This window comes from Streptomyces sp. NPDC085944, from assembly GCF_040686295.1.
Lineage (GTDB): Bacteria > Actinomycetota > Actinomycetes > Streptomycetales > Streptomycetaceae > Streptomyces > Streptomyces salinarius.
In genome coordinates this window covers 1-24972 of record NZ_JBFBJX010000005.1, presented here as the reverse complement: position 1 = coordinate 24972, position 24972 = coordinate 1, and the positions used below count along the sequence as shown (strand labels likewise).

Annotated in this window: 16 protein-coding genes; 9 read left to right on the top strand and 7 right to left on the bottom strand. The window is 72.8% G+C overall.

Annotated elements, in window-relative coordinates; translation table 11 throughout:
- Positions 1–22: 22 nt before the first annotated feature.
- Complete coding sequence (locus AB0P07_RS10925; RefSeq protein ID WP_365549251.1) at positions 23–1177, bottom strand: Ig-like domain-containing protein; 1155 nt, start codon at positions 1175–1177, stop codon at positions 23–25.
- Positions 1178–1374: 197 nt separating this feature from the next.
- On the bottom strand, positions 1375–2625 hold the full coding sequence (locus AB0P07_RS10920; RefSeq protein WP_365548210.1) for an Ig-like domain-containing protein: 1251 nt from the start codon (positions 2623–2625) through the stop codon (positions 1375–1377).
- 155 nt (positions 2626–2780) lie between these two features.
- On the opposite strand from AB0P07_RS10920, the gene glgX reads away from it, so the two are divergent.
- Positions 2781–5057, top strand: coding sequence for a glycogen debranching protein GlgX (glgX, locus tag AB0P07_RS10915; protein WP_365548207.1), 2277 nt, complete (start codon positions 2781–2783; stop codon positions 5055–5057).
- A 66-nt stretch (positions 5058–5123) separates the two neighbouring features.
- Here the strand turns inward: glgX and AB0P07_RS10910 are convergent, their stop codons facing one another.
- From AB0P07_RS10910 to AB0P07_RS10895, 4 genes are read right to left on the bottom strand one after another with little or no spacing between them, the layout of a single operon-like run.
- Positions 5124–5873 carry a response regulator transcription factor gene (locus AB0P07_RS10910; RefSeq protein WP_365548204.1) on the bottom strand — a complete coding sequence of 250 codons (750 nt, stop codon included), beginning with the start codon at positions 5871–5873 and terminating at the stop codon, positions 5124–5126.
- A complete protein-coding gene (locus tag AB0P07_RS10905; RefSeq protein WP_365548201.1) occupies positions 5863–7116 on the bottom strand; it encodes a sensor histidine kinase in 1254 nt (417 codons plus the stop codon). The genes AB0P07_RS10910 and AB0P07_RS10905 overlap by 11 nt, the downstream gene beginning before the upstream one ends.
- Positions 7117–7154: 38 nt before the next feature.
- Positions 7155–7916: an ABC transporter permease gene (locus tag AB0P07_RS10900; protein WP_365548198.1), complete on the bottom strand. Its 762-nt coding sequence runs from the start codon at positions 7914–7916 to the stop codon at positions 7155–7157.
- The gene (locus AB0P07_RS10895; RefSeq protein ID WP_365548195.1) at positions 7913–8815 is read right to left on the bottom strand and encodes an ABC transporter ATP-binding protein; all 903 of its coding nucleotides are present in this window, start codon (positions 8813–8815) and stop codon (positions 7913–7915) included. Before AB0P07_RS10895 ends, AB0P07_RS10900 begins: the two co-directional genes overlap by 4 nt.
- A 215-nt stretch (positions 8816–9030) precedes the next feature.
- Here AB0P07_RS10895 and AB0P07_RS10890 point away from each other — a divergent pair, with 215 nt between their 5' ends.
- The 7 genes from AB0P07_RS10890 to AB0P07_RS10860 all read left to right on the top strand — a co-directional run bounded on the left by AB0P07_RS10890 (position 9031) and on the right by AB0P07_RS10860 (position 21305).
- Positions 9031–10989: an ABC transporter ATP-binding protein gene (locus tag AB0P07_RS10890; RefSeq protein ID WP_365548192.1), complete on the top strand. Its 1959-nt coding sequence runs from the start codon at positions 9031–9033 to the stop codon at positions 10987–10989.
- Positions 10986–12863: an ABC transporter ATP-binding protein gene (locus AB0P07_RS10885; protein ID WP_365548189.1), complete on the top strand. Its 1878-nt coding sequence runs from the start codon at positions 10986–10988 to the stop codon at positions 12861–12863. Before AB0P07_RS10890 ends, AB0P07_RS10885 begins: the two co-directional genes overlap by 4 nt.
- The gene (locus tag AB0P07_RS10880; protein ID WP_365548186.1) at positions 12860–14713 is read left to right on the top strand and encodes an ABC transporter ATP-binding protein; all 1854 of its coding nucleotides are present in this window, start codon (positions 12860–12862) and stop codon (positions 14711–14713) included. The genes AB0P07_RS10885 and AB0P07_RS10880 overlap by 4 nt, the downstream gene beginning before the upstream one ends.
- On the top strand, positions 14710–16467 hold the full coding sequence (locus tag AB0P07_RS10875) for an ABC transporter ATP-binding protein (protein WP_365548183.1): 1758 nt from the start codon (positions 14710–14712) through the stop codon (positions 16465–16467). The genes AB0P07_RS10880 and AB0P07_RS10875 overlap by 4 nt, the downstream gene beginning before the upstream one ends.
- Positions 16468–16761: 294 nt before the next feature.
- Complete coding sequence (locus tag AB0P07_RS10870; protein WP_365548180.1) at positions 16762–18810, top strand: M4 family metallopeptidase; 2049 nt, start codon at positions 16762–16764, stop codon at positions 18808–18810.
- A gap of 264 nt (positions 18811–19074) precedes the next feature.
- Entirely contained in the window at positions 19075–20724 is a 1650-nt protein-coding gene (locus AB0P07_RS10865) for a M4 family metallopeptidase (protein ID WP_365548177.1), read from the top strand.
- A gap of 71 nt (positions 20725–20795) precedes the next feature.
- Positions 20796–21305, top strand: coding sequence for a DUF1990 family protein (locus AB0P07_RS10860; protein WP_102928392.1), 510 nt, complete (start codon positions 20796–20798; stop codon positions 21303–21305).
- A gap of 37 nt (positions 21306–21342) precedes the next feature.
- Here AB0P07_RS10860 and AB0P07_RS10855 read toward each other — a convergent pair whose 3' ends face one another.
- On the bottom strand, positions 21343–23961 hold the full coding sequence (locus tag AB0P07_RS10855) for a glycosyltransferase family 1 protein (protein WP_365548175.1): 2619 nt from the start codon (positions 23959–23961) through the stop codon (positions 21343–21345).
- A gap of 369 nt (positions 23962–24330) precedes the next feature.
- Between AB0P07_RS10855 and AB0P07_RS10850 the strand changes: the two genes are divergently transcribed.
- On the top strand, positions 24331–24972 hold a 642-nt coding region (locus AB0P07_RS10850; protein ID WP_365548172.1), incomplete at its 3' end, for a maltotransferase domain-containing protein.

Below are 24972 nucleotides of genomic sequence, written 5' to 3'. Positions count from 1 at the left end.
CGCGGGCTCACCGCCCGACCTGTTACGCCTTCCACTTCTCCCAGGACATGTTCCAGCCGTTGAGGCCGTTGTCCGGGGCGATGGTGGCGTCCTCGGAGTTCTTGACCACGACCACGTCGCCGATGAGCGAGTTCTCGAAGAACCAGCGGGCCGGCGCGTCCTTGTCCCAGCCGCCGCGCACGTCGCGCAGGCCGATGCAGCCGTGACTGGTGTTGCGGTTGCCGAAGGCGTCGCCGCCCCAGTAGTTGCCGTGGATGAAGGTGCCGGAGGTGGACAGCCGCATGGCGTGCGGGACGTCCTTGATGTCGTACTCGCCGCCGTAGCCGACGGTCTCGCCGTTCATACGGGTCACCGCGAGCCGTTCGGTGATGACCATCTGGCCGTTCCAGGTCTCGTAGCCGGGGGCGCCCGTCGTGACGGGGACGGTCTTGACGGTCCTGCCGTCCCGCACGACCTTCATCGTGTGCTTCTTGGCGTCCACGACGGAGACCTGGCTGCGGCCCACGGTGAAGGAGACGGTCTTGGCCTGCTTGCCGTAGACGTCGTCGCGGCCCTCGACACCGTCGAGGTTGAGGTCGACGGTGACCTTGGTGCCGGCCTTCCAGTACTTCTCGGGGCGGAAGTCGAGACGGTCGTTGCCGAACCAGTGGCCCTCGACCTCGACGGCCGGCTCGGTCTTGACGGTGATGGCCTTCTCGACGTCCTCCGGGTTGGTGATGCCCCGGGTGAAGCGGATCGAGAACGGCATGCCGACGCCGACCTTCGAGCCGTCCTCCGGCGTGAAGGTGCCGATGAAGGTGTTCTTCGGCGTCAGGGTGGTGAACCGGGAGTCCTCGGCGGACGTGCGGCCCTCGGCGTCCTTGGCGACCGCGTGCACGGTGTACGTCGTGGAGGCCGCCAGGTGGGTGGACGGCGTCCAGGTGGCGCCGTCCCCGGTTATCTTCCCGTCGACCTTCGTGCCCTTGCCGTCCTTGACGACGACCTCGGTGAGCCTGCCCTTCGTCGCGCCGACCTTCAGGGCGCCGCTGGTGTCCACCGCCTCGGCCCCGTTCTCCGGGGCGATGGTGACGACGGCCTCGGACTGCTTGCTCTGTGCCGCGGTGGAGTCCTCGACCTTCTCCCCCGTGCCGTCCCCGGCCCCCGAGCCACCCCCACCGCATGCGGTGACGGTCAGCATCAGCAGCCCGATCGCCGCCCCCGCTATCGGACGCACCTTCACTTCGTCTCCCCTCGCCGGGCCCGGTCCGGCCCCCGCCCCTGTGCGCTCGCGCACGCACTGGCGCATCGTAACCGCAGGCCAAAGGGTTGCGGGACAGGTGAATTGTCACCGTTCCGTACCGAGTTGGCGGCGGAGGCCGAGAGGGGGTGACGGCGTCACTTCACCGCGCTGCCCGCCTTCCACTGCTTCCACTTCATGTTCCAGCCGCCCAGCCCGTTGTCGGGGGCGACCGTCTTGTCCTTGCTGTGGACCACCTCGACGACGTCGCCGACGAGGCTGCGGTCGAAGAACCAGCCCGCCGGGGTGTCGGACCCGCCGCCCTGGTCGTCGCGGAGTCCGATGCAGCCGTGGCTGACGTTGGCCCGGCCGAAGGTGTCGGCGGGGGCCCAGTAGTTGCCGTGCAGGAAGGTGCCCGAGCTGGTCAGGCGGATGGCGTGCGGGACGTCGGGGATGTCGTACTCGCCGCCGAAGCCCACCGTGCGGCTGTTCATGCGGGTGACCTCGAGCATCTCGGTGATCACCATCCGGCCGTTGTAGGTGGGCGTCGTCGGCGCCCCCGCGGTGATCGGCACGGTGGCCAGCAACGTGCCGTCGCGGCGCACCTCCATGGTCCGCTCCAGGGCGTCGACGCGGGAGACCTGGCTGCGGCCGACGGTGAAGGAGACCTTCTTGTGCTGGAGCCCGTAGACCCCCTTCGCGCCCTCGACGTCCCGCAGCCTCAGATCGACGGTGACCTCGGTGCCGGGCTTCCAGTAGCTCTTGGGGCGGAAGTCGAGGCGGTCCTTGCCGAACCAGTGGGGGCGGATCTCGACGGCGGGCTCCGCGGTGACCGTGACGGCGCGTTCGACGGCGGCGCGGTGGGTGATCCCGCGGTTGAACTCCAGTGAAACGATCATGCCGGTGCCGACGACCGAGCGGTTCTCGGGGGCGACGTAGGCGATGAAGCGTTCCTCGGGGACCTTGGTGGTGAAGGTGGTGTGCCGGGCCGAGCGGTGTCCGCCGCCGTCCAGGGCGACGGCGTCGACCGTGTACTTGGCGGCGAGGGCGAGCCGGTCGTCGTCGGGCCGCCAGCTCAGGCCGTCCTCGGAGATCCGGCCGGGCACCGGGGTCTCCCGCGCGTCCTGCGACCTGACGACCTTCACCGACTCCAGGCGCCCGTCGGGCACCCGTACCGACAGCCTCTTCTCCGGCGGGACGGCCTTGCTCCCGTCGTCCGGGGTGACGCGGATGACGTCCTCGGCGGCGGGTTGTTTGCCGAACATCTCGCCGATGCCCGAGCCGATGCCGGACCCGATGCCGTCGCCGTCCGAGGTGCATCCGGCGGCCCCGGCCAGCAGTCCTGCCCATGTCAGTAGGGCGGCCAGAGCGGCGCCCGCGCGCCGTGCGCGCCCGTGTACGTGCCTCACATTCACCCGTAACGACCGGTCGGCCCTGGGGAAACGTGAGTGCGAGCCACCCGGTGGGCAGAACTGTGGGGAGGACGACGCGACGGGGAGCAGCGGCCGGGACGCCGCACGCCCTCCTGCCGGACGTCGTTCCACGAGCCGTGGGAGGCTGACAGGTGTCCAGCGCAGCCGAGCAGGAGGCGGTGGCCGGTGACCGGCCCGCCGGTGACGTCCGGGCCACCGCGGACGGGCACCCGGCCGTCGTGGTGAACGGCGGGCGGCGGGCCGCCCCGCCGCCCGCCGTGCCGGCCCGGCCGGGCACCCCGGTGCCGCTGGGCGCCCGCTTCCGGGCCGGCCCGGACCAGGTGGCGGGGACCAACTTCGCACTGTGGGCGGGCGGGGCGGAGGCGGTGGAGCTGTGTCTGTTCGACGGGCCGGGCCCCGGTGCCGGCGAGCGTCGGGTGCGGCTGACCGAGCTGACGCACGAGATCTGGCACGGCTTCGTGCCGGGCGTCCTGCCGGGGCAGCGCTACGGCTACCGGGTGGACGGCCGCTGGGACCCGTGGACCGGCGCCCGCTGGAACCCGGCCAAGCTGCTCCTGGACCCGTACGCCCGCGCCGTGGACGGCGACTTCGGCCTGCCGTCCGAGGTCTACGGCCACGTGCGGGACTGGCCCGAGCAGCATGTGGCGGACACCGTCCGCGACGACCGGGACTCGGCGCCGTACGTCCCGAAGGGAGTCGTGGTCCATGACGACGACGACTGGTCGGACGACCGCCGGCCCAAGACGCCGTGGGCGGACTCGGTCATCTACGAGCTGCACGTGCGCGGCTTCACCAGGCTCCACCCGGACGTCCCGCCCGAGCTGCGCGGCACCTACGCGGGCCTCGCGCACCCGGCGGCGATCGCGCACCTGACGCGGCTGGGCGTGACGGCGGTGGAACTGCTGCCGGTCCACCAGTTCGCGCACGAGAGCCATCTGCTGGAGCGCGGCCTGCGCAACTACTGGGGCTACAACTCGGTCGGCTACTTCGCCCCGCACGCCGCCTACGCCGCCTCCGGCACCACCGGTGAGCAGGTCGGCGAGTTCAAGCGGATGGTGCGCGCGCTGCACGCGGCCGGCATCGAGGTGATCCTCGACGTGGTCTACAACCACACGGCGGAGGCGGGCGAGCTGGGCCCGACGCTCTCCCTGAAGGGCATCGACAACCGCGGCTACTACCGCCTCCAGCCGGACGCCCGCCGGTACGCCGACTACACCGGCTGCGGCAACACCCTGCACGTCGTCCAGCCGCACGTGCTGCGCCTGATCACCGACTCGCTGCGGTACTGGGTCACCGAGATGGGCGTGGACGGCTTCCGCTTCGACCTCGCGGCGGCGCTGGCCCGCTCGATGCACGACGTCGACATGCTCTCGCCGTTCCTCGCGGTGATCGCGCAGGACCCGGTGCTGCGCCGGGTGAAGCTGATCGCCGAGCCGTGGGACGTGGGCTCGGGCGGCTACCAGGTGGGCGCCTTCCCGCCGCTGTGGACCGAGTGGAACGACCGGTACCGGAACGCGGTACGGGACTTCTGGCGGCACGCGCTGCCGGACGTGCGGGAGATGGGCTACCGCCTGTCGGGCTCCAGCGACCTGTACGCGTGGGGCGGGCGGCGGCCGTACGCGTCGGTCAACTTCGTCACCGCGCACGACGGCTTCACGCTCCGCGACCTCGTGTCGTACGAGCGCAAGCACAACGAGGCCAACGGCGAGGGCAACCGGGACGGCACGGACGACAACCGGTCCTGGAACTGCGGCGCGGAGGGCGAGACGGGCGACCCGGCCGTGCGGGCGCTGCGCCGCCGCCAGCTCCGCAACCTGCTGACCACGCTGCTGCTGTCGACCGGGGTGCCTATGCTGGTCGCGGGCGACGAGATGGGCCGCACCCAGCGCGGCAGCAACAACGCCTACTGCCAGGACAACGAGATCGGCTGGGTGGACTGGAGCCTGCGGGACGACCCGGAGTGGCGCCCGCTGTTCGAGCTGGCCTCCCGGCTGATCGCCCTGCGCCACCGGCACCCGGTGCTGCGCCGCCGGGCCTTCTTCTCGGGCCGCGCGCACTCCGCGGACGGCCTGCGCGACCTGGCCTGGTTCACCGCGGGCGGCACGGAGATGACGGAACGGGACTGGTACGCCCCCGCGGCCACCCTCGGTATGTATCTGTCCGGGCGGGACATCCCGGGCCGCGACGAGCGCGGCGACCCGATCACCGACGACAGCTTCCTGGCCGTCCTGCACGCGGGCGGGGAACCGGCCGGGTTCGTCCTGCCGGGTGCTCCGTGGGCGGAGCGGTACGAGGTGGTCGTCGACACCGGCCGGGAGGAGCAGGACGAGGCACCGGGCGCCGTGCACCCGGCGGGGGCGGAGATCACGGTGCCGGGGCGGACGGTGCTGCTGCTGCGGGCGGGGTGAGTGCGAAGGGCGGTGCGGCGATCGCGAGCGGGACCGGTCCCGGCCGGCCGTCGCGGCGCGGCTCGTTCAGCCGAGGATGCCGCGCTCGTACGCCGTCGCGACGGCCGCCGCGCGGTCGCTCACGCCGAGTTTGGCGTACAGGTGGGTGAGGTGGGTCTTGACGGTCGCCTCGCTGATGAACAGCTCCCGGGCGATCTCCTTGTTGGAGGTGCCGCGCGCCACCAGGGCGAGCACCTCGCGCTCGCGGGCGGAGAGGGGCTCGCCGCCGGGGGCCTTCGGGGCGCGGACCGCGGAGACCAGGCGGGAGGCGACCGCCGGGGAGAGGACCGTGCGCCCCGCGGCCGCGGCCCGGACCGCGGTGAACAGCTCGGCGCGGGGCGCGTCCTTGAGCAGGTAGCCGGTCGCGCCCGCCTCGATCGCGGGCAGGGTGTCGGAGTCGGTGTCGTAGGTGGTCAGCACGAGCACCCGTGCGCGGGCGCCGCGCCGGGTCAGTTCGCGGATGGCGTCCACGCCCGAACCGCCCGGCATCCGCAGGTCCATGAGGATCACGTCGGGATCGAGCGCGGCGGCCCGGTCCAGTGCCTCGACGCCGCCGGCCGCCTCACCGAGGACGCGGAAGCCGGGCGCGGACTCGAACATGCCGCGCAGGCCGTCGCGGACCACGGGATGGTCGTCGACGACGAGGAGGGTGATCACCGCGTCACCGGTCGCGGCGTCACCGGCCGCGGCGTCACCGGCCGCGGCGTTGTGGAGCGCTGCGTCGTCGATCACTGCGTCGTGCGGCACCGGGTCGTGGGGCACTGCGTCATCGGTCATGGCGGACCAACGGTACGCGAGCGGAGACGGCCGTGCCGTGCCCCGGTTCCGTCTCCACGGTGAGCGAACCGGCGATGCGCTCGGCGCGGGCCCGCATGCCGTCCAGGCCGAAGCCTCCCGCGGAGGTGCGCTGCCGCACGGCCGGCGGGTCGAAGCCCCGGCCGTCGTCGCGGATGTCGAGGGTGACCTCGTCACCCATGAAGGAGAGGGTGACGCCCATCCGGTCGGCGGCGGCGTGCCGGGCCGTGTTGGACAGCGCCTCCTGGGCGATGCGCAGGAGGGTGGCGGCGACCTCGTCGTGGAGCTGCTCGGCGGTGCCGGTGACGGTGAACCGGGCCTGGACGCCGGTGCGTTCGGCCCACTCCGTGACCGTCTTCTTCAACGCGTCCGGCAGCCCGTCGTCGGCCAGCGCGACCGGTGAGAGGTTGTGCACGGAGCGGCGCGCCTCGCCGAGGCTGTGCCGGGCCAGGGCGAGCGCCCGGTCCAGGTGCGCGCGGCCGAGGGCCCGGTCCGGGGTGGCCGCCACGACCTGGAGCTGGGCGATGATGCCGGTCAGCCCCTGGGCGAGGGTGTCGTGGATCTCGGCGGCCAGCCGCCTGCGCTCGTCGGCGACCCCGGCCTCCCGGGCCTGGACGAGGAGCTGGGCGTGCAGCGCGGCGTTCTCGTCGAGGGCCTGCTGCAGGGCGGTGTTGGTGCGCTCGAGTTCGGCGATGGTCTCGACCCGGGCCCGGCTGCGGGCCTCCTCCAGCGCGGCGAAGTGCGCGAAGAGGGCCACCAGCATGCTGTTGACGGTGAGGATCGCGCCGAAGAGCACCCACCCCATGATCCCGTTCGGCGGCAGCCCGCCGGACTGGGAACCGGCGAGGGTGACGGCGGTGGCGAACAGTCCGGCCCGGCACAGCCGGCGCGGCAGCAGGTGCTGGGCGCCGAAGTAGCCGACGACCGCGTAGAAGGCGAAGAGCGGGTTCAGCCAGGTGAGGGCGAACCCGACGGCCCAGCGGACGGCGTAGTAGCAGGTGCCCGCCGGGGACGGGTCGGGGCGGGTGCGCGCCGCCCGGTTCCACCACAGCTGGAGCACGACGGCTACGATGATCAGGACCCCGCTCGCCCGCCGCTCGCCGGTACTCATGCCGATGGCGTCGGCGGCCGACCAGGCGACCAGGGTCCCGACGGCCAGCAGCGCGTACGGGCCCCAGCGGTGGAACGCCGCCCACCGTTCGTCGACCGCCGTCGGCTCCGTCATGGCGTCATTGTCGGACACGCCGTCGCCCTCCCCCGTTCTCATTCCCAGCGGAACCAGCGCGCCGCCGCCGCCGTGAGCAGCACCGTCCAGCCCACCAGTACCGTCAGGTGGGACCAGCCGGGCCAGTCTCCCGCGGCGGCCTCGTTGAGGGCCTGCGCCGCGGCGCCGAAGGGGGTCCAGCCCACGATCCGGGCCAGCAGGTCAGGCATGGCCTGCACCGGCAGCCATACGCCCGCGCAGAACATCGCCGGGAACAGCGCGGCCGAGCCGACCGCGCCGGCGATCTTGGTGGTGCGGGACAGGGCGGAGAGCACGGCACCGAGGGAGAGCGCGGCGAGCACGGCGAGCAGCAGCGCCAGGAGGTAGCCGAGGGGCTGCTCGGGCAGCGCCACGTCGAAGGCGAGCCGGCCGACGGCGAGCGCGAGCAGCGCGGAGACCAGGGCGGCGGCGCCGCACACCACCATCTGCGCGGACAGCAGCGCCGCCGGACGCACCGGCGTGACGGCCATCCGGCGCAGGATGCCGCGCTCCCGGTAGCCGGTGAGGACCTGCGGCATGCCCTGCAGCCCGCCCACGGTCAGGCCCAGCAGCACGGCCACCGGCACATAGGCGTCGACCGGGCGCAGCCCGCCGAAGGAGGCGTCGGCCTCGCGGAAGGAGGGGATGGAACCGAGTATCGCCAGCAGCAGCGTCGGGAACACCAGCATCCAGAACAGGGCGCCCGGTTCGCGCCGGAACAGCCGCAGTTCGGTCCGCAGTACGGCGGTGTCGAAGACGTCGATGGTCGGGCCGGTCTTCATGCGGAGGCCTCCGTGAGGTCGAGGAAGGCGTCGTCCAGCGTGGTGTCGGTGACCCGGAGCTGGTGGGCGGTGACGCGGGTGCGGGCGAGCAGGGTGATGACGGTGTTGACCGTCTCGTCGGTGCCCGACAGGGTGACGCGGCCGTCCTTGACCTCGGCGGAGGCGAGTCCGGGCAGCGCCCGCAGGTCGGCCTCGTCCAGCGGCGCGGACGGGGTGAAGCTGATGACGGTGGCGCCGGCCGAGCGCCGGATCAGTCCGGCCGGGGTGTCGAGGGCGGCCACCCGGCCCCGGTCGATCACCGCGATCCGGTCGCAGAGCCGCTGGGCCTCCTCCATGAAGTGCGTGACCAGCAGGACGGTGACGCCGCCCGCGCGGATGTCCTCGATCAGCTGCCAGGTCTCCCGGCGGGCGCGCGGGTCGAGGCCGGTCGTCAGCTCGTCGAGGACGACCACCCGGGGGTCGCCCACCAGGGCCAGCGCGATGAACAGGCGCTGCTTCTGGCCGCCGGAGAGCTTGCCGAACCGGGTGTTCAGCATCGGGACGAGGCCGAGCCGCTCGGCGAGCGGGCGCCAGTCGGCCGGCTTCCGGTGGAAGGCGGCGTACAGCTCCAGGGCCTCGCGGACGGTGAGCTTGGCCTGCAGTTCGCTCTGCTGCAGCTGGGCGCCGAGCACCTCGGCGACTCGCCGGTGGTCGGCGACGGGGTCGAGCCCGGTGACCCGCACGCGGCCGGCGTCCGGGACTCGCAGCCCCTCGACGCACTCGACGGTGGTGGTCTTGCCGGCTCCGTTGGGGCCGAGGACGCCGAAGATCTGGCCCTCCTCGACGGCGAAGGACACACCGTCGACGACGGGACGGCCCTTGTAGGACTTGCGCAGGTCGGTGACTTCGATGACGGGCATGGCACCAGCGTCCCGGCAGCCGGGGTCCCGGCACATCGGCCGACGCGCTCGAAGGCGCATCAGCCGATCGGTTGATGCGCGGGTACGACCCCCGCAGGGCTCCCGTACGACCCCGGCGAGGCTTCCGTGCGACCCCGGCAAAGCTTCCGTACGACCCCGGACGGGCTCGAAAACTCGGTGGGCAGTGTCAGTGGCGAACCGTAGGCTCGCTGCTGATGCCCACGACACCTGCCCCCGCCCCGGACGCTGCCGAGAAGCGTTCCACCGTACGTGCCCTGCTGCGCCTGTGGCCCTATGTGCGGCCGGTCCGCGCGCGGTTGGGCACGGCCGCGGTGACAGCGATCCTCGCCTCCTGCGTGGGGCTGGTGATCCCGCTCGTCCTGAAGTGGATGGTGGACGGGCCGATCGCCGACGGCGACCCGGCGGGCGTGTGGCTCGGGGCGCTGTACCTGCTGCTCCTCGGAGTGGCGGAGGCGCTGCTGTTCGGGCTGCGGCGGTGGCTGGTGGCCCGGCCGCTGGCGGGGGTCGAGGCGGGGATGCGCGCCGACCTCTACCGGCATCTGCAGCGGCTGCCGGTGGCCTTCCACGACCGCTGGGCCTCGGGGCAGTTGCTGTCGCGCGGGACGACCGACCTGATGCTGCTCCGTTTGTTCCTCGCCTTCCCGCTGACGTTCCTGCTGGTCAACGGCGTCACGATCCTGGTCGGCGTGGGCATCATGCTGGTCCAGGACTGGACGCTGGGGCTGGTCGTCCTCGGGCCCGCCGTCCCGGTGATGATCGTGTGCGGGATCTTCGAGAAGAAGTACTCAGCGGTGGCGCGGCGCGCGCAGGACCAGGTCGGGGATCTGACGACCGTGGTCGAGGAGAGCGTGCTCGGCATCCGGATCATCAAGGGCTTCGGCCGGCACCGCAGCCAGGCCCGCGCCTTCCACGAGCTGTCGCACACCCTGCGGGGCACGGAGCTGCGCAAGGCGCGGCTGCTGGCGGCCATCTGGGCGGTCATCGTGACGCTGCCCGAGGTGGCGATCGGGGCGGCGCTGGTGGTGGGCGCGGTGCAGGTGGCCGACGGGGAGCTGTCGGCGGGGACGCTGGTGGCGTTCCTGTCCACGGCGCTGGCGTTGCGGTGGCCGGTGGAGTCCATCGGCTTCCTCCTGGCGATGAGCCAGGAGGCGGCGACGGCCACGGACCGGTATTTCGAGGTGATGGACGCGGAGGTTGAACCGGACCCAGCTGCGGGCAGTCGTGCCGCTGGGGCGATGGGGGTCCCCCCGCTCGTGCGAAGCCGAGAGTGGGGGAGGGTGGGCGACGGGGGCTCCTCCCAGGCCGTTCAGGCACTGGGGGAGGCACCTTCCGGCGAACAGCGCTCCCTCCCCGACGCCAGCACCAGCGCCGCTCACCCACAAGGCCTGCGGTTCGAGAACGTCCTGTTCCGTTACCCCGACGCCGCCCCCGACTCCCCGCCCCTCCTGACGGACGTCAACCTGCACATCCGCCCCGGCGAGTCCATGGCCCTCGTCGGTGCCACCGGCAGCGGGAAGACGACGCTGACCGCGCTGGTCCCCCGTCTGCACGAGGTGACCGAGGGACGGATCACGCTGGACGGCGAGGACATCACCGCCCTGTCCCGCGAGGAGCTGCGCTCGATGGTCGCCGTCGCCTTCGAGGAGCCCACCCTCTTCTCGGCCACCGTCGGTGAGAACGTGCTGATGGGCGCCGGCGAGGGCGCCGGCGGCGAGGAGCTGGACCGGGCGCTCGCCGTCGCGCAGGCCGACTTCGCGCACGCGCTTCCCGAAGGCACCGGCACCCAGGTCGGCGAGCAGGGCCTGAGCCTCTCCGGCGGCCAGCGTCAGCGCCTCGCGCTCGCGCGGGCGGTGGTCGGCAGGCCGAGGTTCCTGGTCCTGGACGACCCGCTGTCCGCGCTGGACGTGCACACGGAGGCCGCCGTGGAGGCCGCGCTGCGCCACGTCCTCGCGGACACCACCGCGCTGATCGTGGCCCACCGCCCCTCCACCGTCCTGCTCGCCGACCGCGTCGCCCTGCTCTCCGAGGGCCGGATCACCGCCGTCGGCACCCATCACGAACTGCTGCGCACCAGCCCCGAGTACGCCCATCTGATGTCCGGGCTCGACGGGCACGAGAATCCCGAGGGCTTCCAGGAAGGGGACGGCCGATGAGCGCGCCCACGGCCACCGCGCCGAAGAGGGACCAGCCGGAGGACCCCGGGCACGGGAACCCGGCCGGGACCGGCACCGACGGCGGCGACTCGTTCGACCAGGACGTCCTGCCCAGCCCGCCGGGTGCGACCGGTGCCCTGCTGCGCTCCCTGCTGGCGCCGATGAAGGCCCGCGTCGCCCTCACCGGCCTGCTCCTGCTGCTCCAGCAGGCGGCGGTGCAGGCCGGCCCGCTGCTGGTGGCGTACGCCATCGACCGCGCGGTGCCCGCCCTGCGGAACGACCACCACGGCCCGCTGATCGCGGTGGGCGCCGGCTACCTGCTGTGCTCGCTGGCGGCCGGGGCGCTCCAGTACGCCTTCATCGCCGCCGCGGCCCGGGTCAACCAGGACGCGCTGCTGGAGCTGCGCGGGCGGATCTTCCGGCACGCGCAGGCCCTGAGCGTCGACTTCCACGAGCGCTACACCTCGGGCCGTCTCATCTCCCGCTCCACCACGGACGTGGAAGCCCTGCGCGAGCTGCTCGACGAGGGCCTGCAGGAGCTGGTGACGGTCGTCCTGTCCTTCGTCTACATCGCCGCGCTGCTGCTCTGGCTGGACCTGGGCCTGGGCGCCGTCGCGGTGGCGTCGTTCGTGCCGCTGTACGGGTTGGTGCGGCTCTATCAGCGGCGCGCGGGACGGGTGTACCGGCAGCGGTCCACGGCGATCGCGGCGGTGATCGTGAAGTTCGTGGAGACGATGAACGGGATCCGGCCGGTACGCGCCTTCCGCCGGGAGGCCGCCAACGACGCCGACTTCGCGGTCCTGAACCACCGCCACGAGCGGACCAACGGCGACGCGCTGCTGGAGATGGCCCGTTACGTCGTCGGTTCCCGGCTGGTCGCCAACACCGCCGTCGCGGGGATCGTGCTGTGGGGCGCCTACCGGGTCGCCGACGGCACGCTGGCGCTCGGTGTGCTGGCGGCGGCGGTGCTGTACCTGCGCCGGCTGTACGACCCGATCGACCGGCTCGGCATGTTCCTGAACTCCTACCAGTCGGCGGCGGCCTCGCTGGAGAAGATCGCCGGGCTGCTGGCCCAGACGCCGTCGGTGCCCGAGCCCGCCGCGCCCAAGGAGCTGCCGCCGTCGAAGTCGGATCATCCCGGCCGCGAGGTCGTCTTCGAGTCGGTCAGCTTCGGCTACCGCACCGGCGGCGAGGTGCTGCCGCGCTTCGAGCTGACGCTCCCGGCCGGGCAGACGGTCGCCGTCGTCGGCTCGACCGGCGCGGGCAAGTCCACGCTGGCCAAGCTGCTGGCCCGGTTCTACGACCCCTCCGCCGGGCGGGTCCTGCTGGACGGCACCGACCTGCGCGACCTGGCCGTGCCGGAACTGCGGCGCGGGGTGGTGATGGTGACGCAGGAGGCGTTCCTGTTCTCCGGCACGGTCGCCGACAACATCGCCATCGGCCGTCCGGAGGCGACGCGGGAGGAGATCGAGCGGGCCGCGAAGGCGATCGGAGCCCACGACTTCATCGCCGCGCTGCCCGACGGCTACGACACCGACGTCCGCAAGCGGGGCGGCCGGATCTCCGCCGGTCAGCGGCAGCTCGTGGCGTTCGCGCGGGCGCTGCTCGCGGACCCGGCGGTGCTGATCCTGGACGAGGCGACCAGCTCGCTGGACATCCCCGGCGAGCGGGCCGTGCAGCGGGCGATGACGACGGTGCTGAAGGGCCGTACGGCGGTGGTGATCGCGCACCGGCTGTCCACCGTGGAGATCGCCGACCGGGTGCTGGTGATGGAGCACGGCCGCATCGTCGAGGACGGCGCCCCGGACGAACTGATCGCGGGTACGGGCCGGTTCGCGGACCTGCACCGGGCCTGGCGGGACAGCCTGGCGTGAGGATCGACGCGTACGCGGACCCGGGCATCCCCGACCGCCGGGGCGGCTGGCGGTACCTGGCGTGGCTGGTGCGGCGGCAGTGGCCGCGCTGCCTGGCGGGGGCGGTGCTGGCCAGCGTCTGGATGGTGCTGCTGGCGGCGACCCCGTACCTGATGGCCAGGGCCGTCGACCACGGCCTGGAGCCCGGCGACCTGGGCGCGCTGGCGGGCTGGGCGGGCGCCATGGTCGCCGTCGGCGGGGTCAACGCGTGGCTGGGCATGATGCGGCACCGCACGATGACGAAGGTGCGGATGGACGCCAACTTCCGCACCGTCAAGGTGGTCGTCGCCCACGCGACCCGGCTCGGGGCGGCCCTGCGCGCCCAGGTGGGCACGGGCGAGGTCGTCACCATCGGGGTGGGCGACGTGCAGACCATCAGCGGGTCCCTGACGGCGGTGGGACCGGGCGTCGGAGCGGTCGCCGCCTACGCGACGGTCGGCGGACTGATGCTGTCGGTGTCGCCCCGGCTCGCCCTGGTGGTGCTGCTCGGGGTGCCACTGCTCGCGGTGGCCCTCGGCCCGCTGATGGGCCGGCTGCAGGGCAGGGAGACGGAGTACCGGGAGCGGCAGTCCGTGCTGACCGCGCGGATCGGCGACCTGGCGGGCGGGCTGCGGGTCCTGAACGGACTGGGCGGCAAGGGCCTGGTCGCGGACGCCTTCCGCCGGGACTCGGGCCGGCTGCGCGAGCAGGGCTACCGGGTCGGCGCGGTGACCAGCTGGATCCAGGCCCTCGGCATGGGGCTGCCGATGCTGTTCCTGGCCCTGGTGACCTGGATGGGCGCGCGGCTGGCCGCCCAGGGCCGGATCAGCGTGGGTGAACTGGTGTCGGTGTACGGCTATGTCGTCGCACTGGGCTGGCCGGTGGCGTTTCTCATCGAGATGGGTCACCAGCTCAGCCGCGGTGTGGTGGCCGCCCGCCGCGTCGTCGCCTTCCTCCGCCTGGAACCGGCCCCGGACGAGGGCACCCGGGAGGCCCCCGCGGAGCCGGCGGTGCTGTACGACCCGGTCTCGGGTGTACGGATCACCCCCGGCCGCCTGACCGCCCTGGTCACCCCCCGCCCGTCCGACGCCACCGAGATCCTGGACCGCCTGGGGCGCTACACCCCGTCGGACGCGACGTGGGGAGACATCCCGCTGACGGAGATTCCCCTCCCTCAGATCCGCTCCCGCATCCTGGTCGCAGAGGCGGAGGCAGACCTCTTCGCAGGCCCTCTGAGCAAGGTAATCGGCGATGAGGAAACGCCGGTCAGGGGCGCGGGCAGTGTCGATTCGCGGCTCCGCCGCGTGGGCGCGACCAGCCACAACGAACCCGCACCCGCCGAGCAGCAGTCCGGGGCAGACGAGTCGGCGCACTCGAAGGCCATCCACACGGCCGCCGCCGAGGACGTCGTCCGCGCCCTCCCCGACGGCCTCGAAACCCCCATCGAGGCCCAGGCCCGAAACCTGTCCGGCGGCCAACGCCAACGCATCCGCCTCGCCCGCGCCCTCCACGCCGACCCCGAGATCCTCCTCGCCGCGGAACCCACCTCCGCCCTGGACGCCCACACCGAAGCCACCGTGGCCGACCGTCTGAAGCGCGCCCGCAAGGGCCGTACGACCGTACTGGCCGCCACTTCGCCCCTGCTCCTCGACCGCGCGGACGTCGTGCACCACCTGGTCGACGGCAAGGTCGCCGCCACCGGAACGCACCGCGAACTCCTGGACACCGAACCGGGATACCGCGCCCTGGTCGCACGGGACGCCGAAGCGGAGGCCGCCGCGGAGGAGACCGCCACGGAAGAGGCCACCGCAGAAGGGGAGCCCGCCCGATGACACAGCTGCCGGTCGCCGACCGCACCGACGTCCGCCGCGCCGCGGCCGGCCTCGTACGCGCCGACCGGAGGTCCTTCGCCGTCGTCCTCGGCCTCAACGCGCTGGCCGCGCTGGCCGGTCTCGCGGGCCCGTGGCTGCTGGGCCGGATCGTCGACGAGGTGCGCGCCGGGGGCGGGGTCGACGCGGTGGACCGGATGGCCGTCGCCATTCTGGTCTGCTCGCTGGCGCAGTTGCTGCTGGCCCGCTGGGCGCGCTACGTGGGGTACCGGTTCGGGGAACGGACGCTCGCCCGGGTGCGCGAGCGGTACGTGGACCGGACGCTGGCGCTGCCCGCGTCGGTGGTGGAGCGGGCGGGGACCGGGGACCTGACGACGCGCGGCACCGCCGACGTGACCGCCGTCGGCACGACGTTGCGCGACGCGGGCCCGGAGCTGCTGGTCAACGCGGTGCAGGCGCTGTTCCTCACCGCCGCGGTGTTCGTCCTCGACCCGCTGCTCGGTCTGGTCGGGGTGCTGGGGCTGACGCCGGCCTGGCTCGCGCTGCGCTGGTACCTGCGCCGGGCGCGGGCGGCCTATCTCGCCGAGGGCGCGGCCAACTCGGACGTCGCGGAGAGCCTGGCGGCCACGGTGTCGGGGGCCCGCACCGTCGAGGCGTTCGGCCTGGCCGGGCGGCGGGTCACGACGAACCGCGAGGCGCTGGAGGTGTCGCGGCGCGCCCGGTTCCGCACGCTGTTCCTGCGCAGCGTGTTCTTCCCGGCGGTGGACGTCTCCTACGTCCTTCCCGTGGCGGGCGTGCTGCTGCTCGGCGGGGTGCTGCGGGAGCACGGGTCGGCGAGCCTCGGTGCGGTGGTGTCCTGCGCCGTGTACCTGCAGCAGCTCGCCGGGCCGCTGGACGAGGTGCTGCTGCGGGTCGAGCAACTGCAGGCCGGTGCCGCCTCCTTCGCCCGGGTGGAGGGGCTGGCGGGGGCGCCGCGGGCGGGGGCGGACGAGTCGGCGGTGCCGGCGGACGACCGTATCGACGTGTCCGGGGTGCGCTACGCCTACGAGCGGGGCGGGGAGGTGCTGCGCGGGGTGGACCTGACCGTGCGGCCGGGCGAGCGGCTGGCGGTGGTCGGTCCTTCGGGGGCCGGCAAGACCACGCTGAGCCGGCTCCTCGCGGGCGTCGACGCGCCGACGGAGGGTTCCGTGACGGTGGGCGGGGTGCCCGTGGTCGCCCTGGGCCCGGAGCGGCTGCGCCGTCAGGTGGTGCTGGTCACCCAGGAGCACCACGTGTTCCTGGGCACGGTCCGGGACAATCTGCTCATCGCCGAGCCCGCCGCCGCGGACGAGGAGCTGTGGGCGGCGCTCGCCGCGGTGGGCGCCGAGGAGTGGGTGCGGGAGCTGCCCGGGGGCCTCGACGCCGAGCTGGGCGCGAAGGAGGGCGCGCACTCCGCGGACGGTTCGCAGGCCCAGCGGCTCGCGCTGGCCCGGGTGGTGCTGGCCGACCCGCACACGCTGATCCTGGACGAGGCGACCGCCCTGCTGGACCCGACGACGGCCCGGCACACGGAGCAGGCGCTGGCCGCCGTGCTGAAGGGCCGTACGGTCATCGCCATCGCGCACCGCCTGCACACCGCGCACGACGCCGACCGGGTGGCGGTGATGGAGGGCGGTCTGCTGACCGAGCTGGGCACGCACGACGAACTGGTGGCGGCGGGCGGGGCGTACGCGGCCCTGTGGGGTTCCTGGCACGGGGAACCGTCCGCCGGGTACTGACCTGCCGGACAGTACCCGGACCGAAAAGGCGACGATTCCGTTTATCGAACGTGAACGCCCGGTCAACGAACCATTTCCAGCCAACTTAGTGACGCGCTCCTGACAAGTAGCGCTTTCTCCTGCCACTCTTCCGTCGGCCCCTTCACAGTGCCCCCACAGCTTCCCCACGAGCGCTGTGCCGAGGCCAGCTCCTAGCACCAGGTTTCTGCGTACCGCACAGTTCCGCCCGGCCGGCCACCCGCCGACCGGTCTCCCCTGGCCGCGCAACCCGCGGCCACGCAGAAGGAGTCAGTGTTGAGCAGCAGTACTCCCCACAGACGCACCTCCCACACCACCTCCCGCCGCGCCACGCACCGGCGTGCCGCGGCGGTCGCACTGGCCGGTGTCGCCGCGCTGATCGCCACGGCGGTCCAGTCCGGCACCGCCACCGCGGCCCCCGACCCGTCGCCCGCGAAGGGCAACGAGCTGGTGAAGCTCAGCCCGGCCCAGCGCGCCGAGCTGATCCGCGACGCCAACGCCACCAAGGCGAAGACGGCCGACGAACTGGGCCTGGGCGCCAAGGAGAAGCTGGTCGTCCGGGACGTGGCCAAGGACCGCGACGGCACCCTGCACACCCGCTACGAGCGCACCTACGACGGCCTGCCGGTCCTCGGCGGCGACCTCGTGGTGACCAGTGACGCGGGCAAGACCGAGCAGGTCGTCAAGGCCACGGCGAAGGCGATCAAGCCGGCCTCCGTGACGCCCAGGATCTCCGCCGCGAAGGCCGAGTCGCAGGCGGTGTCCGCCGCGAAGGCCGCCGGCGCCGAGCAGCCGGACGCCGACCGCGCCCCGCGCAAGGTGATCTGGGCGGGCAACGGCACTCCGGTCCTGGCGTACGAGACGGTCGTGGGCGGCCTCCAGGAGGACGGCACCCCGAACGAGCTGCACGTCGTCACGGACGCCGCCACCGGCGCCAAGCTGTACGAGTACCAGGCCATCGAGAACGGCACCGGCAACACGATGTACAGCGGCACGGTGACCCTGGGCACCGCGCAGTCGGGTTCCTCGTACACGCTGACCGACACGACGCGCGGCAACCACAAGACGTACAACCTCAACCGCGGCACCTCCGGGACCGGGACGCTCTTCTCCGGGTCCGACGACGTGTGGGGCAACGGATCCGCGTCCAACGCGGAGACCGCCGCCGCCGACGCCCACTACGGGGCCGCGCTGACCTGGGACTACTACAAGAACGTGCACGGCCGCTCGGGCATCCGCGGCGACGGTGTGGGCGCGTACAGCCGGGTGCACTACGGCAGCAACTACGTCAACGCGTTCTGGTCGGACAGCTGCTTCTGCATGACCTACGGCGACGGCTCGGGCAACACCAACCCGCTCACCTCGATCGACGTGGCCGGGCACGAGATGACCCACGGCGTCACGTCCAACACCGCGGGACTCAACTACAGCGGCGAGTCCGGCGGTCTGAACGAGGCCACGTCCGACATCTTCGGCACGTCGGTCGAGTTCTACGCCAACAACTCCTCGGACGTCGGTGACTACCTCATCGGCGAGGAGATCGACATCAACGGCGACGGCACCCCGCTGCGCTACATGGACAAGCCCAGCAAGGACGGCGCGTCCTACGACAACTGGTTCTCGGGCATCGGCAACTCCGACGTGCACTACTCGTCGGGTCCGGCCAACCACTTCTTCTACCTGCTGAGCGAGGGCAGCGGCACCAAGACCATCAACGGTGTCACCTACAACTCGCCCACCTCGGACGGCCTCCCGGTCACCGGCATAGGCCGCGCCAAGGCCGAGAAGATCTGGTTCCGCGCGCTGACCACGAAGTTCACGTCGACCACCAACTACGCGGGCGCCCGCACCGGCACCCTCGCGGCGGCCGGTGAGCTGTACGGCACCAGCAGCGCCGAGTACACCGCGGTGGCGAACGCGTGGGCAGGCATCAACGTCGGCTCGCGGCCCGGTGGCGGCGACCCCGACCCCGGCGACGGCGACACGTTCGAGAACGGCACGAACGTGAACATCCCCGACTACGGGTCGGCGGTCACCTCGTCCATCACGGTCTCCGGACGCACCGGCAACGCGCCGAGCAACCTCCAGGTGGGCGTGGACATCGTGCACAGCTGGCGCGGTGACCTGCGGATCGACCTGGTCGCGCCGGACGGGTCGACGTACCGCCTGAAGAGCAGCGGCTACGACCCGGCGGAGGACGTGCACGAGACCTACACGGTCAACGCCTCCTCGGAGACGGCCAACGGCACCTGGAAGCTCCGCGTCCAGGACCAGGGCCCGGCGGACACCGGCTACATCGACGCCTGGCGGCTCACCTTCCCGTAGGCCGGCCGGCCCCGGTGCACTCCCCGGTGCACCACCCAGGGACAGGGCGCCGCTTCGGAGGTTCGACTCCTCCGGGGCGGCGCCCTCCTCATGTCCTTCACCATTCCTCACCACAGAACCGGCCGACGATTTTCGGCCAACATCATCATGCCCTCCTGACATGTACGCGCCCTCGGTGTCAGTCTTCCGTCACCCGCCGCACAACCTCGCAGTAACCGGCCGGACACCCCACGCCGTCCGGGTCTCCCCACCGAAGGAGCTTGTGTGTCTTCCCTCTTCGCGCGCCACAAGCGCACCACGCTGGCCCTCGCCACCGCGGTCGCAGCCGGGGCGATGCTCACCACCGGTCTGACCGCTGGCGCCGCCGCCGCCGACAGCACCGCACCGTCGGCACTCCCGGGCGCCCCCGTCCTGCTGTCGGACTCCGCCCGCAGCGCGCTCATACGGGAGCAGCAGGCCGGCGCGGCCGACGCCGCCCGGGAACTGGGCCTGGGCGCCAAGGAGAAGCTGGTCGTCAAGGACGTGGTCAAGGACCGTGACGGCAGTGTGCACACCCGCTACGAGCGCACCTACGCCGGTCTGCCCGTCCTCGGCGGCGACCTCGTCGTGCACCGGTCGAGGTCCGGCGCCACCGAGGGCGTCACCAAGGCGACGAAGGCCGCCATCAAGGTCGCCACGGTCACACCGAAGGTCAAGGCGGCCAAGGCCGAGCAGCAGGCGCTGGCCGCGGCCAAGGACGCCGGGTCGTCGAGGCCCGCGGCCGACTCCGCGCCCCGCAAGGTGGTCTGGGCCACCGACGGCAAGCCCGTCCTCGCCTACGAGACCGTGGTCGGCGGCCTCCAGGACGACGGCACCCCCAACGAACTGCACGTCATCACCGACGCGGCCACCGGCGCCAAGCTGTACGAGTACCAGGGCATCGAGACCGGCTCCGGCAAGAGCCTGTACTCGGGCACGGTCGAACTCGGCACCACCCGGTCGGGCTCGTCGTACCAGCTGTACGACACCGGGCGCGGCGGCCACAAGACGTACAACCTGGCCCGCGCCACCTCCGGCACCGGCACCCTGTTCACCGACGCCGACGACGTCTGGGGCACCGGGACCGCCTCCAGCGACCCCCAGGACCAGACCGCCGCCGTCGACGCCGCCTACGGCGCCCAGGTCACCTGGGACTTCTACAAGCAGAGCTTCGGCCGCAACGGCATCAAGAACGACGGCAAGGCGGCCTACTCCCGCGTCCACTACGGCAGCAACTACGTCAACGCCTTCTGGTCGGACAGCTGCTTCTGCATGACCTACGGCGACGGCTCGGGCAACACCAACCCGCTGACCTCGCTGGACGTGGCCGGGCACGAGATGAGCCACGGCGTCACCTCCAACACCGCGGGCCTCAACTACCGCGGCGAGTCCGGCGGCCTCAACGAGGCGACCAGCGACATCTTCGGCACCGGCGTGGAGTACTTCGCGAACAGCACCGCCGACAAGGGCGACTACCTCATCGGCGAGGAAATCGACATCAACGGCGACGGCACCCCGCTGCGCTACATGGACAAGCCCAGCAAGGACGGCGCGTCCAGGGACTACTGGTCCCGCGACCTCGGCCGCGTCGACGTGCACTACTCGTCCGGTCCGGCCAACCACTTCTTCTTCCTGCTGGCCGAGGGCAGCGGGGCGCGGACGGTCGACGGGGTGGCCTACGACTCGCCGACCTACGACGGCTCCACCGTCACCGGCATCGGCCGGGAGAAGGCCCTGCAGATCTGGTACAAGGCGCTGACCGAGTACATGACGTCGAGGACCGACTACGCCGACGCCCGCGCGGCGACCCTGAGCGCGGCGTCCGACCTGTACGGCGCCGACAGCACGGAGTACAGGACGGTGGGCGCGGCCTGGACCGCGATCAACGTGAACTGACGATCCCGCCCGACACGGCCCGCGGCACCCGGAACCGGTGGTTCCCGGGTGCCGCCCTACCCTTGGTGCCCATGTCCTTCACGTACGACGACGTCGGCGCCACCCGCGAGCAGGACCACTGCCCGCCCGGCTTCCGCCCCATGCACGTACGCACCCGCCTCGGGGAGGGCGAACCGGTGTTCCGGCGGGCGGCCGAGGCCCTGCTCACCTGGGAGATGCACCGGGAGATGGGCGTCGGCATCGACGCGAGCGCGGAGCGTGCCGCGCCCGGTGTCGACGTCACCGTCACCCTCGCCGGCATGATCAAGGCGCCCTGCCGGGTGGTGTGGACCCTGGAGGAGCACCGCCGGGCGGGCTGGGCCTACGGCACGCTGCCCGGCCACCCGGAGTCCGGCGAGGAGGCCTTCGTGGTGGACCGCACGGGCGACGGCACGGTCTGGCTCACCGTGCACGCCTTCAGCCGCCCGGCCAAGTGGTACGCCAAGGCCGGCGGACCGGCCGCCCGTGCCTTCCAGCACGCCTACGCCCGCCGCTGCGGCACCGTCCTCAGGCGGCTGAGCGGCGGCGACGAGGAGGACTGAGCCCTCCTCGCCGCCGTCCCCGCGCGGCTGTCGGCGCTCACCGCATCAGCAGCCCCGCCGCCTCCACCAGGTCGCCCGAGGGCACCGCGACCAGACCGGTCTCCACGCCGGACGCCAGCAGCCGGTGCGCGGGCAGGACGCGGACCGTGTAGCCGAACGGACCGGTGCGGTCCAGGGCGAGCGGGCCCTCGTAGGCCCAGCGGCCCTCCAGGTCGGGGCCGCCCACCGGCTTCAGCGGCACCTTCGCCGCGTCGGTGATCCGGTCCTCGGAGTCCACCCGGCCGGAGACCGCCTGCACCTCCACGTCCTCCGGCGCGAGGTCGCCGAGCCTGACCCGCACCCGCAGTGCGAGCGTGGTGCCGAGTTCGGCGCTGGCCGTGGCGGCGGACGTCTCCACGTGGTCGACGCTCACCCCCGGCCAGGCCGCCCGCACCCGCGCCTTCCACTCGGCGAGCCCGCGCGCGGAGTCCGGGTCCATCGCGCGGTGCGCCTCGGCGGCGGGGGCGTAGAGCCGTTCGACGTACTCGCGGACCATGCGGCCGGCCAGCACCTTCGGCCCGAGCAGGCTGAGGGTCCTGCGGACCATCTCCAGCCACCGGTCGGGCAGCCCGCTCGCGCCCCGCTCGTAGAAGCGCGGGGTGATGCGCTGCTCCAGCAGGTCGTAGAGGGCGTTGGCCTCTATGGCGTCGCGCCGGTCCGGGTCGGTCCCGGCGCCGTCGGCGGTGGGGATCGCCCAGCCGAAGTCCGGCTGGTACCACTCGTCCCACCAGCCGTCGAGCACCGACAGGTTGAGGCAGCCGTTGAGCGCCGCCTTCATGCCGGAGGTGCCGCAGGCCTCGAGGGGTCGCAGCGGGTTGTTCAGCCAGATGTCGCAGCCGGGGTAGAGCTTCTGCGCCATCGCCATGCCGTAGTCCGGCAGGAACACGATGCGGTGCCGTACCCGGGGGTCGTCCGCGAACCGGACCAGCTCCTGCACCAGGCGCTTGCCGCCGTCGTCCGCCGGGTGCGCCTTGCCCGCCACGACGATCTGGATCGGCCGCTCGGGATGCAGCAGCAGCTCGGTGAGCCGCTCCCGGTCGCGCAGCATCAGCGTGAGCCTCTTGTACGACGGGACACGGCGCGCGAAGCCGATGGTGAGCACGTCCGGGTCGAGGGCGTCGTCGATCCAGCCCAGTTCGGCCGTCCCGGCGCCGCGCTGCCGCCAGGAGGCGCGCAGCCGCTCGCGCACCTCCTCGACGAGCTGGGCGCGCAGGGTGCGGCGCAGCTCCCAGATGTCCTGGTCGGGGATGTCGGCGACCGAGTCCCAGCGGTCCGAGCCGCCGACCGTCAGCGCGTCCTCGGCCCGCTGCACACCGATCTGCCGGGCACCGAGCCGGAACACCTCGGGGGCCACCCAGGTCGGGGCGTGCACGCCGTTGGTGACGGAGGTGATGGGCACCTCCTCGGCGTCGAAGCCGGGCCACAGTCCGGCGAACATCCCCCGGCTGACCCCGCCGTGCAGCAGGGAGACGCCGTTGGCGCGCTGGGCCAGGCGCAGGCCCATCACGGCCATGTTGAAGAGGTTCGGCTCGCCGCCGGGATAGGTCTCCATGCCGAGCCGCAGGACGCGTTCGACGTCGATGCGCGGGAGTTCGGTGTCGGGGCCGAAGTGGCGGGCGACCAGCTCGCGGTCGAAGCGGTCGATGCCGGCCGGGACCGGGGTGTGCGTGGTGAAGACGGTGCCGGCCCGCACCGCTTCCAGGGCCGGACCGAACTCCATTCCCCGGTCGCACAGTTCGGCGATGCGTTCCAGCCCCAGGAACCCGGCGTGACCCTCGTTGGTGTGGAACACCTCCGGCGCGGCGTGGCCGGTGAGCCGGCAGTACGTGCGCACCGCCCGGACACCTCCTATGCCGAGCAGCATCTCCTGGAGGAGCCGGTGTTCGCTGCCGCCGCCGTAGAGCCGGTCGGTGACGCCTCGTTCGCCCGGGTCGTTCTCCTCGACGTCGGAGTCGAGCAGCAGCAGCGGCACCCGGCCGACCTGGGCCAGCCAGATGCGGGCCCGCAGCTCCCGGCCGCCGGGCAGCGCGAGCGCGACGTGCGCGGGGGTGCCGTCGGCTTCCTTGAGGGGCGCCAGCGGCAGCTCGTGGGGGTCGAGGACGGGGTAGTGCTCCTGCTGCCAGCCGTCCCGGGACAGGGACTGCCGGAAGTAGCCGTGCCGGTAGAGCAGGCCCACGCCGATCAGGGGTACCCCCAGGTCGCTGGCCGCCTTGAGGTGGTCGCCGGCCAGGATGCCGAGGCCGCCGGAGTACTGGGGCAGCGCGGCGGTGATACCGAATTCGGGCGAGAAGTAGGCGACGGCGGCGGGCAGTCGGCCCGGCTGCGCCTGGTACCAGCGGTCGCCGGTCATGTAGTGGTCGAGGTCGTCGGCCACCGCGGTCAGCCGGCGCCGGAAGCGCCGGTCCTCGGCCAGCTCCGCGAGGCGCGCGGGCGGCACGGTGCCGAGCAGCCGTACCGGGTCGCGGCCGGACGCGGTCCAGCACTCGGGGTCGACGGACTGGAAGAGGTCGCGGGTCTCCGGGTGCCAGGACCAGCGCAGATTGCGGGCCAGATCACTGAGCGGCCGGAGGGGGTCGGGGAGTACGGGACGGACGGTCAGTCGACGGATCGCCTTCACCCTGACGACGTTACCGCGCGATGTGTCCCGTGTTGGACCCTTCGACCCGTTCCGCCGGACGGGCCGTGACCGCACGGCGTGTCGATATGGCCGGATCTTTCCCCCTCGGCCTTCTTGTGGCACTTCGGCACGCGAGGAAAGCTGCACATGTCGCGACGCACCCTGATTGCGGGAGCGACATCCGGGAAAGCGACGGTCAGATCGCCGTGTGTGTCGCGTTGTCGACATACGCGCGAGTAGTTAACAAAGTGCCGGATTGCCCACCGGAAGAGTGTGGGAAGGCTCCTGCGGTACGTCCCGCACGCACCTCGCAGGACCCACCTCCCCAGCAGTCATCCGCCCACCCAGTTGACGCGGACAGGAGCGGTCATGCCCGCCACGCACCACTCGTCAGCATCCCCCGCATCCCCGGCTGCCGGCACCTCCCCGGCGTCCTCCGCAAAGCCCACCACCGTCGTCGGGCGCATCCCCGTCCTGGACGTCCGTCCGGTCGTCCAGCAGGGACGCAGGCCGGCCAAGGCCGTCACCGGCGAGTCGTTCGAGGTCTCCGCCACCGTCTTCCGCGAGGGACACGACGCGGTCGCCGCCAACGTCGTCCTGAGAGATCCGCGGGGCCGGCCGGGCCCCTGGACGCCGATGCGGGAGCTGGCCCCGGGCACCGACCGCTGGGGTGCCACCGTCACCGCGGGCGAGACCGGACTGTGGTCCTACGCCGTGGAGGCCTGGAGCGATCCGGTCACCACGTGGCGGCACCACGCACGGATCAAGATTCCGGCCGGGATGGACACCGACCTCGTGCTGGAGGAGGGCGCCCGGCTGTACGAGCGGGCCGCCGCCGACGTGCCCGGGAGAGCGGACCGGCGTGCGCTGCTGGCCGCCGTCGACGCGCTGCGGGACGAGGACAGGCCGGCCGCGTCCCGGCTGGCGGCGGCGTTGACGCCGGAGGTGGACGCGGTCCTGGCCCGGCATCCGCTGCGGGACCTGGTCACCTCCTCCGAGCCCCTCCCGCTG